Annotated in this window: 7 protein-coding genes; all 7 read left to right on the forward strand. The window is 44.7% G+C overall.

The window, feature by feature from the left end; all coding sequences use genetic code 11:
• The first annotated feature begins 281 nt into the window (after positions 1-281).
• The 7 genes from ACRRU2_RS28285 to dhaL all read left to right on the forward strand — a co-directional run bounded on the left by ACRRU2_RS28285 (position 282) and on the right by dhaL (position 6,660).
• Positions 282-1,268 (forward strand): LacI family DNA-binding transcriptional regulator, encoded by a 987-nt coding sequence (locus tag ACRRU2_RS28285; RefSeq protein WP_331697892.1) that lies wholly within the window; start codon positions 282-284, stop codon positions 1,266-1,268.
• Positions 1,269-1,478: 210 nt separating this feature from the next.
• A complete protein-coding gene (locus ACRRU2_RS28290) occupies positions 1,479-2,261 on the forward strand; it encodes a creatininase family protein (protein ID WP_432506781.1) in 783 nt (260 codons plus the stop codon).
• A gap of 2 nt (positions 2,262-2,263) precedes the next feature.
• Positions 2,264-3,349, forward strand: coding sequence for a hypothetical protein (locus tag ACRRU2_RS28295; protein ID WP_432506783.1), 1,086 nt, complete (start codon positions 2,264-2,266; stop codon positions 3,347-3,349).
• A 15-nt stretch (positions 3,350-3,364) separates the two neighbouring features.
• Complete coding sequence (locus ACRRU2_RS28300) at positions 3,365-3,721, forward strand: RidA family protein (protein ID WP_432506785.1); 357 nt, start codon at positions 3,365-3,367, stop codon at positions 3,719-3,721.
• A 14-nt stretch (positions 3,722-3,735) separates the two neighbouring features.
• A complete protein-coding gene (locus ACRRU2_RS28305) occupies positions 3,736-4,566 on the forward strand; it encodes an SMP-30/gluconolactonase/LRE family protein (RefSeq protein ID WP_432506787.1) in 831 nt (276 codons plus the stop codon).
• A 438-nt stretch (positions 4,567-5,004) separates the two neighbouring features.
• Positions 5,005-6,006, forward strand: coding sequence for a dihydroxyacetone kinase subunit DhaK (locus ACRRU2_RS28310; protein ID WP_432506789.1), 1,002 nt, complete (start codon positions 5,005-5,007; stop codon positions 6,004-6,006).
• Positions 6,007-6,024: 18 nt separating this feature from the next.
• Entirely contained in the window at positions 6,025-6,660 is a 636-nt protein-coding gene (gene dhaL, locus ACRRU2_RS28315; RefSeq protein ID WP_432506791.1) for a dihydroxyacetone kinase subunit DhaL, read from the forward strand.
• The last annotated feature ends 709 nt before the right edge of the window (positions 6,661-7,369 follow it).

A 7,369-nucleotide genomic window follows, 5' to 3' on the forward strand; every position in this document is an offset into this window, starting at 1 on the left:
ACGTTCCGTTATTACTCAAAAAATGCAGGAAAAAGGGTGGGAGATGAGTGAATAACGGAACGGGTGTCCGCGATACTTCAAATTCATCCATTCAGGGTCCAATAGCGGAACGAGTGACCAACAAAATCTAAAACCATATTGAAGTCGACGAACAGAGTGCATGCAGGCTGGTTGCGGCTTCATTTTTATTCCATTTATAAATAAATTTATACACGAAGTTGACTTGGAAACATCATTTATATATGATGGAAGTAATATAGTTATTGAAGGGAATAAGAAGAATGAGCGTAAAAAAGAAGGATATTGCAGAGTATTTAGGTGTATCTAGAGCTACGGTATCTATGGCATTCAACAATTCGCCTACAAGCACGATATCAGAGGAAACGCGCTCCCGCATATTGCAGGCTGCGAAGGACCTGGGCTATAGAGATACGAATTTCAATTCCAATATTACGTATATCATATATAACCGTCCCGATAATGATCCCCGCTATTTGCATGATCTGAAGGAAATTGAGAAAGCGGTCAGAGAGCATCACTATCAATTGCAGTTTATGAATATTAGTTCTAATCCTTCAGAAAAGCTTAGCTTGATTCAGTTTATTAAAACGAGCGATCCCAAGGGTCTGATTCTTACAGGCGATATTGATAATGAGATCATAGATTTGATACAGAGTACGGGTGTTCCTTTTGTAATTTTTGGCGGTCATCGAAGAGAGGGCTTGCCGATTGTTATTCCAGATCATAAGAAAGCTGCCTATGAGGCGGTTAAGTATTTGCTTAAATTTGGCCACAGGCGAATTGCTTTGTTTAACGGTTCGATTGACTTCGAGGTGCATAGATTGGCTATTGAAGGATATACGCAGGCAATGAAGGAATACGACGTTGAAGTAGATAAGACGCTGATCCAAATATCCAAGGATGAAGATGGCTATGAAATGTGCGGCAGGATGAGTGCGCTGAATATCGAGTATACAGCTGCGTACTGTGCGAATACAGTGATCCAGTTCGGCGTCTTGCAAAGATTGAAGGATGAAAACTGCCAAGTTCCCGGGCAGAAAAGCTTGATAGGCTATGGTTATACGGATTTGAATCATCTTAGCGTACCGTCGTTAACTTCTATTTATGTTGATGTATCTGAGAAGAAGAGACTGGTTAAGTACATGATGGAGCTTATTAATAATCCAGAACAGGCCAAAGAATTGATGTACTTGACAGAGATGAACTTTTTTGAAGGCGAGACGGTAAGCGTACGCTTGAATAATTAGTTATACAAACGATAAAACAGATGCAGACAGCGGAAGAGCGAATAGCTTTTTCGCTGTTTTTTTATGCACAGTGAAGCCGTTTATCTTGCAGACAAAAAATAATATGATGCTGAAAAAAGGTTGACACTTCAATATAAACAATTTAATATTACTTGTAAAATATAAATTATTTTATAATATACAATATTATTGTTATGGAGGAGTCGCCATATGAATGCAATCTTATTCCATAGCTGTACAAGAGAGGAGCTGTCAACGCTTGCTCAAGAGGGATGTCCTGTCGTCATTCCTCTTGCTGCAACGGAGCAGCATGGGCCTCATTTGCCCGTATTTACAGATAGTCTGATTAGTGAATATATAAGCAAGGAAGCGGTACAACTGGCTTCTTCCGCCTCCGGCAATCCCTTTTTACTGGCACCAATTGTGTCAATAGGCTGCTCGCAGCATCATATCGCCTTTGGGGGGACGATCTCCTTCCGTTCAACAACGTACTTAGCTATGCTGCATGATATACTGGAAAGTTTAGTGAGCTGCGGCTTTACTAACATAATCATGCTTAACTGTCATGGCGGCAATGAGCCGGTCATGCTGCAGGCTGTCAATGATATGGCAGTCAAGCATAAAGGCTGGTTTGCTGCTGCTTCGTATTGGAATCTGATTCCTTCATCCCAAAAACAACAATTAACAGATGTGTTCGGCCCTACTCCCGGTCACGCAGGTGCGTTCGAAACATCAGCAATAATGGCGATCCAACCGGATTGGATTAATGACGCCGCCATCTCAGACCAGCATCATTCTGTTCCATGGCATCAGCATGCACTGCCCAACACCTTTCTAGGGAAGCAAGGAACGCTTACCGGATTTGATGGTTATACTGATTCAGCCATTCAAGCAAGCCGTGAGAAAGGGCAGTGGGCGCTTGATCAGATCGTTATTCCGGCTGTATCAGAATGGTTGCAGCAAATGGCTGCTGCTATGAAAGTGGAGGTGTAACTATGAGAAGAACAACACTTGAACAAGCAGCAGCAAAGCCTAAAGTGTGTGTTGTCGTCACGGAGTATCGTCATAATTCCCATGCCGAGATGATTTTAGGACGTCTGCTCGGCAATTTGGGCTATACGCCGGCAGTGCAGGTAGCGTCACTATATACGGATCAAATCGCTCAGGAAGATATGAGCCGCCCTGAAGCCGCAAAGCACGGCATTCCGATTTATGACACGATTATGGAGGCAGTGCTCGCTCCTGGCGACGAACTGGCCGGAGTAGTGATTATTGGTGAGCATGGCAGCTATCCTGATAATGAGCTGGGGCAAAAAATGTACCCGCGGCGCAGGTTTATTGAAGAGGTGCTCATTGCTCTGGATGAGTCGGGCAGGAGAGTGCCAATTTTCTCGGATAAGCATTTGGCTTACGAGCAGGAGGACGCCAACTGGATCTATGAAGCAATAAATGAAAGGGAGATTCCTTTCATGGGCGGTTCGTCTATTCCTTATGTCCCGCAGATTCCGCCGGTTAGCGGCGCTGAACTGTTTAATATGAAAGAAATATTAGTTGCCAGCTTTGGACCCATTGAGGCTTACGGCTATCATGCGCTGGAGGTGCTGCAAAGCCAGATTGAGCGAAGCGGGGCAGACAGTGCCAAACCGATTTCCATTCGGGCTGTTCAAGGGCAGGACGCATGGGAAGTTTTGAGCAAGGGGCATGGGCTGGATACCCTTCTGCAAGCGGCTTTAAACACGTACGATAAGCCAGGCTTGGACCATCTGAAGGATCATTTTGAAGCACCGGTATTATTCGAAATTAAATATAATAATGGTATAAAAGGATTTGTAATCCAGCTTGGCGAATGGATACAGCAGTGGTCCTATGCAGTCAGATGTGAAAATGGGCAAATATTAGCTGCGCGGATGGACTCTGGGCTTGAACGGCCATTTTTTCATTTTGACCAATTGACAAATATGATCGAGCAAATGATACTGACGGGGAAAACAGAAGTGCCGTTAGAACGCACTTATCAGACGACAACTATGATTAATGCAGCTATGAGAGCTCTTTATAGCAAATCGACAATGAAACTATGAGCGGGGTGAACGGAGATGGAAGAGAAAACAGCGGTATTGCCTTTTTCTTCTGCGACAAAAACAGATTCTTTACTGTTCGTTTCCGGGCAAGGAGGCTTGGACCCTGCAACAGGGAAAGTGGTTGGAGCTTCTCTGGAGGAGCAAACGGCTCAAACGATGGATAATATTAAAACAATACTTGCGGAGCATGGGCTGAGCTTTAGTCATGTGAAGAAGGTTAATATTTATTTGTCCCAAAGAGGGCTCTATAGCGCTTTTAATGAGCTTTACGCTCACTACTTCCAAGCACCGTATCCAGCTAGGACTACTGTTTATTGCGATTTAAACTATGATTTGCTAGTAGAAATCGATGTTATTGCCAGTTTGAAATGAAGGGTGTGGGAGGCATGCTTTACAGCAGCAGTCGAATAACGGAAAATGAAGTTTTTACAAGCGGCATTGAAGGGCCGGCTTGTGACAAAGATGGCAATTTGTATGCAGTAAATTATGGTGAGCAAGGGACAATCGGCATTGTACGGCCGGATGGCAGCTCAGAGATATGGTTAAAGCTTCCGGGCGGAAGTATAGGCAACGGCATAAGGTTCAACAAAAAGGGCGATATGTTTATTGCAGATTACGTTAACCATAACATTTTTAAAGTAGAGAGCGGAACAGGAGAATTGTCGGTACATGCGCACGAGCCGCTAATGAATCAGCCTAATGATATTGCGATTATGGGCAATGGAATCATTTTTGCCAGCGATCCCAACTGGGCTAATAATACGGGGAACATTTGGCGTATTGATACGGACGGAACTGTAGTACAGCTTGCTTCAAATGTAGGAACAACGAATGGCATTGAGGTATCTGCTGATGAGCGTATTCTATATGTGAATGAAACGATGCAAAGATCGATATGGGCATATGATCTTAATGAGAATGGCGATATTTCAGGCAAGCGTTTGCTTATTGAGTTTGATGATTACTATTTGGATGGCATGCGCTGTGATATTGAAGGAAATATATACGTTACTCGATATGGCAAGGGAACGATAGCTAAAATCAGCCCTGAAGGAGTTTTACTGCGAGAAATCGCGCTGGAAGGAAGTAATTGCACAAATATTTGCTTTGGAGGCGCGGATGGGAAGACCGCCTATGTGACGGTAGCTGATGGCGGCAATGTACAAAGCTTTACAGTTGAAAGCGCTGGGCGCTGCTGGGCCATGTGGAACGATTAGAGGAAAGAAGCTGAGCGATTGAATAGCGCTCGGCTTTTTTGTTTGCGCGTTGAACGTACTGAAATTTTGAATTTGATAGAGGGGCGTATTGTCAGATATTAACCAAAACGAATGGGAATTATTGTCCATTCGGGAATTAAATAATGAAAAACAACTGAAAATGATAACAAACGATAAAAAATGTTGACAAACGAATGTGTAAGTGTGAAAATAACGTTAATGAATCAGCTGTCTCCAGCTATATTCTATAGATGGAAAGCGTATTCAGTAAAATGCAGCTATCGGTTTGCCAGCAAGAAGCGGCAATTAAAATGATATAAGCTTCTGTGTAATATATAATAGAAGCTAAATAAGCTATTGTTGATTGGCGTGAAGGCTTTGTAGCTGCCCCTTGAAAAAATGACTATTTATAAGCCATTATAAAGGAGAATTTAAACGATGAAAAAACTTATGAACGTACCTAATGCCATTGTAGATGAAATGATCGAAGGGTATGCAGCTGCTTATCCGAAGTACGTAAAGGTGTTGCCTGAAAACAAGCGCGCAGTAGTCAGCGTTAATGCCGGCAAGCCAGGCAAGGTAGGCGTCATTGTGGGCGGCGGCTCTGGCCATGAGCCAGCGTTTATGGGCATAATCGGACCAGGCTTTGCTGATGGGGCGCCAGTAGGCAACGTATTCGCTTCACCGCCGCCAGCTCCGATCCTTGAAGTAACGCGTGCGGTGGATGGAGGAGCAGGCGTCGTTTATATGTACGGAAATTATGCTGGCGACTGCATGAATTTTGATATGGCTGCCGAGCTCGCAGAAATGGAAGATATCCGCGTTCAAACCGTACTTATTACGGATGATGTAGCTTCTGCTCCTGCTGATCAAATACATAGACGCCGCGGAATTGCGGGCGGCTTCCTTGTATTCAAAGCAGCTGGCGCGGCAGCAGATAAAGGCTATGATCTGGACGAAGTAGTTCGCGTATCGCAAAAGGCAAACAGCAATATTAGAACGATGGGCGTAGCGCTTTCGCCATGTGCGGTTCCGCAAACACGCCAGCCCAGCTTCGTGCTCGGCGAGGATGAAATGGAAATTGGCCTTGGCATTCATGGCGAGCCGGGAGTGGAGCGCGGCCCATTGAAAACAGCTGATGAAGTATCCGATTCATTGGTAAACCGCATCCTCGAAGATATGCCTGTTGCAAAAGGCGAGCGCGTCGCAGTCTTGGTCAACGGTCTTGGTTCAACCTCATACATGGAGCTGTTTGTTGTGTATCGCCGTGTAGCCCAGCGTCTTGCTGAGCAGGGAATCGAGGTGCATCGTTCATTTGTTGGCGAGTTTGTCACTTCTTTGGAGATGGGCGGCTGCTCGATTTCTATTATGAGGCTGGACGATGAGCTTGCAGAAATGGTCGATCATGCAGTAGATACGCCAATGTATGTTCAATCATAGAGAGGGATGGAACGATAGATGAAAGTATCAATAGAGCAATGGAAGCAGCTTTTTGGGCAAATCGCAGAGCAAATTGAAGTGAAAAAAGATGAGCTGTCCGAGCTGGACCGCGCAGTAGGCGACGGTGATCATGGCGTCACGATGTCACTCGGCTGGCAAGCTATTGTTGAGCATTTGTCCCAGCATTCAGGTCAGGACTGCGGCGCTCTTTGCAAAGACATGGGCATGACGTTTCTTAATGCAGTGGGATCTTCAGTAGGTCCGCTGTACGCGACGGCTTTTATGCGCGGCGGAGCGGCGCTGCAAGGCAAGCAGGAGCTTGAAGAAGAGGATATTGTTCAATTCTGGCTTACAGCTATTCGCGGTATTCAGGATCGCGGCAAAGCGCAGGTTGGCGACAAGACGATGATGGATGCCTGGCTTCCTTCAATGGGAGCACTTGAGACAGCTAGAAAAGAAGGCAAGGATTTAATTGAAAGCTTTGAGCTTGCGGTTAATGCGGCTGAAGCTGGCATGCAATCTACCGCACAAATGCTTTCTCAAAAAGGCAGATCCAGCCGCCTCGGCGACCGTTCCGTTGGACATATTGATCCTGGAGCAGCATCCGCTTATCTAATTATTGATACATTTACAAATGGGCTGAAGCAATTATAATTTTTACATTTGCGGAGCTAAAAAGCTGTCTCGCAGTTGTGTAAACGACTGCAAGGCAGCTTTTTTGAAAATATAGGAAAGTATATCATTCTACCATACTTTCCTATATTTCTCCGGAATGAAACGCGCTATCGCCAAAGGACGGCGATAGAGACGGCGTACGATGCGGCTGTTGAGCTCGAATTGCTCCTAATGATGCGGACAATAATGACCGTTAGCGCTCAATTTTGGCCAACTTCCACTTTCTAGCGGACAGAAATATCCGTTAGAGGGAAAAAAGCTAAGGAATTCGACTGAATTTTCTTCTATTGGTCATAAGTGTCCGCATATGCAACAAAAAGACTGCTTTTTGGTTCTAACGGTCATGGATGACCGCACCGCAAATAGCGACGCATCGTTTGTTCTTTACACGATGAAGGCAAGTTAGATCACCGATAGGTGGTTTTGTTCAATTATAGGAAAGTATATGTTTTCACTTTATACATGTTCCTATATTTCATCGGTAAACGCGCTTGTCCAAAGGACGGCGGAGCCGTTTATCCTTGTTATAAGACTTTACAGGTTTTTACTATAAACTTAAAGTTTGGGCGGGCGCTCCTACTTCTCCAGTACCAATCATGCTCTATGTTGCCTTTTTTATTGCTTGCTACAGGTTGCCCACAATGTATCGACTGATGCGGTCACACGTTCCGTTATTTGCCTTAAAACC

It is taken from the genome of Paenibacillus sp. GXUN7292 (assembly GCF_050864975.1).
Classification (GTDB): Bacteria; Bacillota; Bacilli; order Paenibacillales; family Paenibacillaceae; genus Pristimantibacillus.

Bases quoted from the DNA above. Each gene is read 5' to 3' on its own strand.
- ACRRU2_RS28285 (WP_331697892.1), top strand. From the start codon at position 282: ATGAGCGTAAAAAAGAAGGATATTGCAGAGTATTTAGGTGTATCTAGA.
- ACRRU2_RS28290 (WP_432506781.1), top strand. From the start codon at position 1,479: ATGAATGCAATCTTATTCCATAGCTGTACAAGAGAGGAGCTGTCAACG.
- ACRRU2_RS28300 (WP_432506785.1), top strand. From the start codon at position 3,365: ATGGAAGAGAAAACAGCGGTATTGCCTTTTTCTTCTGCGACAAAAACA.
- ACRRU2_RS28305 (WP_432506787.1), top strand. From the start codon at position 3,736: ATGCTTTACAGCAGCAGTCGAATAACGGAAAATGAAGTTTTTACAAGC.
- dhaL (WP_432506791.1), top strand. From the start codon at position 6,025: ATGAAAGTATCAATAGAGCAATGGAAGCAGCTTTTTGGGCAAATCGCA.
- ACRRU2_RS28295 (WP_432506783.1), top strand. From the start codon at position 2,264: ATGAGAAGAACAACACTTGAACAAGCAGCAGCAAAGCCTAAAGTGTGT.
- ACRRU2_RS28310 (WP_432506789.1), top strand. From the start codon at position 5,005: ATGAAAAAACTTATGAACGTACCTAATGCCATTGTAGATGAAATGATC.